This is a genomic window from Agreia sp. (assembly GCF_964263775.1).
Lineage (GTDB): Bacteria > Actinomycetota > Actinomycetes > Actinomycetales > Microbacteriaceae > Agreia.
On record NZ_CAXVWM010000025.1, the window covers coordinates 1 to 3,701 of the forward strand.

Annotated in this window: 2 protein-coding genes; both read right to left on the reverse strand. The window is 68.9% G+C overall.

The annotated features are described in order from the left end of the window. On the reverse strand, positions 1-314 hold a 314-nt coding region (gene lipB / locus ACE5CZ_RS02590; RefSeq protein ID WP_374945803.1), incomplete at its 3' end, for a lipoyl(octanoyl) transferase LipB. Between the two features lie 192 nt (positions 315-506). Next, a partial coding sequence (locus tag ACE5CZ_RS02595) for an AAA family ATPase (protein ID WP_374945804.1) occupies positions 507-3,701 on the reverse strand: 3,195 nt, incomplete at its 5' end.

Genomic DNA, 3,701 nt, shown 5'->3' on the forward strand with positions numbered 1-3,701 from the left:
TCGAGGCGGCGCACGTAGCCCACGACATCGACCGGCTCGGCCAGCCGCAGGATCGGGTAGCCGACCAGCTGGCCCGGCCCGTGCCAGGTGATCTTGCCACCGCGGTCGACGTCGATCACCGGCGTTCCGTCGGTGGGCCGCTCCGATGCATCCGTTCGACGCCCTGCGGTGTAGACCGATTGATGTTCGAGCAGAACGAACGTCTCGGGCGTCTCGCCTGCAACGACGCCCTCGTGCAGACGCCGTTGCAGCACCCAGCCGTCGGTGTACTCCAGTGCGTCGCTGCCGAATCCGGCCAGAAGAAGCTGCGTCATTCCGGCAGTCTAGCTATTTGATGGACTGAGTCCAATTAACCGCCACTGAGATTAGGCACCTTCGCGGATGAGGAAATTTCTGGGGCTCCCGGCGTGTCGCGTCCTCAGCACCGGCGTGTCGCAGAAATCTCCTCATCCGCGAAAGGGCGGCAGTCTGGGTAGGGGCGGGTGCAGGGGCTGGGCGGGGTGGGTTCAGGGTTGGGCGGAGCCGACCCTTTGACCGACGACGGCAGAGACTCCGTCTTGCCGCATCGACACACCGTAGAGGGCGTCTGCGATCTCCATCGTGCGCTTCTGATGCGTGATCACGATGAGCTGGCTGGTCTGCCGCAGGTCTTCGAAAATCGTGAGGAGCCGGCCCAGGTTGGCGTCGTCGAGGGCTGCCTCGACCTCGTCCATGATGTAGAACGGGCTGGGCCTCGCCTTGAAGATCGCGATGAGCAACGCGACCGCGGCCAGCGACCGCTCGCCGCCCGACAGCAGCGACAGCCGCTCGATCTTCTTGCCCGCGGGCTTGACCGAGACCTCGATGCCGGTCGTCAGCAGGTTCGACGGATCGGTGAGGCTGATGCTTCCCGTTCCTCCGGGAAAGAGGATGGGGAACACCTCCTGGAACGCGGCCTTCGTGTCGGTGAACGCCTCGTCGAAGATCACCTGCATCTTCAGGTCGATCTCGTCGATGATCGTGAGCAGGTCGGCGCGGGTCTTCGTGAGGTCGGTTAGCTTTTCGGTGAGAAATTTGTGTCGCTGCTCGAGCGCGTCGAACTCCTCGAGCGCGAGCGGGTTGACCCGGCCCAGCTCGGCAAGCGTGCGCTCGGCCTTCGAGAGTCGCGCCTGCTGCGCCGCCCGGTCGAATCGGATGCCTGTGGGCTCGTCATCGGAGTCGGCCGCGACAGCCGGTGCGGCGTCGGCGTCGGGAATCAGCTGGTCGGGGCCGTACTCGGCCACCAGCACGTCTTCGACGAGCCCGAGCTCGCTGCCCACCCGCTCGAGCACACTCGAGAGGTGCAGCTTCTTCTCGTAGATCTGCAGTTCGAGCCCGTGCACATTCTCTGTTATCGCCTGCAGGCGCTCGCGCAGGGCGGCCTCGTCACGGCGGAGGGCCAGCAGCTCCTGGTTCTGTTCCGCGCGTTCGGCCTCGGCTCGCGCCTGCTCGAGGCGCGCCTCGGCGACCGATGCCTCGACAGAGGAGAGCACCGCGGGCAGGGACTCCACCACGTCGGTCGCCGCAGCGATTTGGCGACGCCGGATGACCGCGCGACGCGCCGCCTCCTCGGCTGCCGCCCGGTCCGCTTCGACCTGCTTCTCGAGAGCGGCGCGGCGCGCCTCTTCGGCACGCACCCTCTCGCGGGTGGTCTCGAGTTGAAGCCGCGCTTCGATCTCCCGTTCGCGGGCACCCTCGAGCTCGGCGTACAGCGCGTCGCGCTGGCTCACGTCGAGCATGGGGCGCGGGCGCGACCGGGCCGTCTCGAGCTCGTCTCTCACCGTGGCCGCAGCGCGCTCGGCCTGCGCCGCGGTCTCCTCCGATGCCGCGAGCGCCGTGCCGAGCCGGTCGAACTCTCCTGTCGAGGCGTCGAGCTGGGCCTTGAGCCGGGCAAGCTTCTCGGTCTGGGCCGCGAGGGCCGAGTCGAACTCCCGGAGGGCTGCGAGAGCACGCGTCGAGTGCTCCTTCGCGACCTGCACGATGCCCCTCTGTTCGGCCAAAGCGAACTTCGCCCTGTCGATGAGCGAGACGGTCTCGTCGAGGTTCACCGATGCGGTGTCGCGCTCGGCCCGCAGTTCGATTCGGCTGCGCTTGGCGCCGGAGCCGCCGCGGAGCACGTACTCGGTGAGCACGTCTCCCGACCGCGTGATCATGGTGACGTTCGCGTGCCTTGCCACGGCGGGCCACGCAACGCGTGCGGCCGCGAGGTCGTCGACGATCAGCGTTCGGGCGAGCAGGCCGCGCACCCCGGCGGGTGCCCTGATCACGTCGACTGCCTCGGTCACCCCCGCGATTCCGGATGCGATCGGCGACCCACGCAGGTCGGCTTCGGCTTGACCATGCGCTTCGGCTTCGGCTTGACCATCTGCTTCGGCTTCGGCGTGCGCTTCGGCCACGACGATCTCGACTCGGCCGAGCTCGTCGCTGTGGGCCAGGTCGATGGCGGTGCGCGCGGCATCTGCCGTCTCGGCGAGCACCGCGTCGGCGAGCGTGCCGAGGGCGGCAGCGATGGCGGCCTCGAAGCCCGGGTCGACCCTGACGCTGTCGGCCACCAGCCCGAGAACTCCGGGAACCTTGGCCGCGATCAGGTCGGCGGTGCCGTCTTTCGTGTCGAGCGCCGAGGTCAGGGCGCTTGTGCGCGCCGCGAGCGCGTCGCGCTCGCGTTCGTGGCCGTGCAGCGTCTCGCGCAGAACCTCGATTTCGGCCTCGGCCTCGAACAGCCGGGCCTGAGCGAACTCGTAGGCCTCATCGAGATCTGTCTCAGACGTGCCCGAGATCGCCGCTTCGGCTTCGAGGATCGCGAACTCGGCCTGCGTCGACCCGCGCCGGGCTGTCGCCGCCTCGAGGGCGGTCGTCTGCCTCAGCACTTCGCCGCGCACGGCCGCCAGTCGGGAGTTCGCCGTGTCGACCTGGCCCTGCAGTTTCGAGATCTCGAGGTCGTGCTTCGAGACGAGGGCGCTCTGCGCCGCGATCTCGTCGTCGACGGAGTCGAGCGATGACCGCGCCGCGACCGAGTTCGCCTGGGCCGAGACCAGGCCACGTTCGGCGGCAGCGACGTCGCCGCGAAGGCGCGCGATCTCGTCGACCGCGTCGGCGACCATCTGCGGGGTGACCGTCGGCCCGGCGGCCGCACCGTCGGCATCCGAACCCAGCAGCGCGAGCCGCTGATTCGCGAGCGTGAACAGGCCGCGCAGTCGTTCCTGCACCGATTCGAGGCCGAAGCTGGTTCGCCGGGCGATGTCGACGGCGTCGCCGACCTGGGCGCCCTCGATGCGGGCCACGCGCAGCTGGTTCTGTTCAAGGCGCTCCTGCAGCACGATGCGCTCGGTGCGGCGCTCGTTCTCGGTGCGGCCGTGGTCTGAGAGCGCCGAGCGCAGGGTCACGACCTCGTCTGCGAGAAGACGGGCGCGCGCATCCCGCACGATCATCGCGATCGACTGCGCCTCTTTGGCGATCTCCGCCTGGCGCCCGAGCGGCTTGAGCTGTCGCCTGATCTCGCCCCCGAGGTCGCTGAGCCTCGTGAGGTTCGCCTGCATCGCCTCGAGCTTGCGCTGCGTCTTCTCCTTGCGGCGGCGGTGCTTCAGGATGCCCGCGGCCTCTTCTATGAATCCGCGGCGACCTTCGGGGGTCGCGTGCAGCACGGCATCCAGCTGCCCCTGCCCCACGATGACGTGCATCTCGCG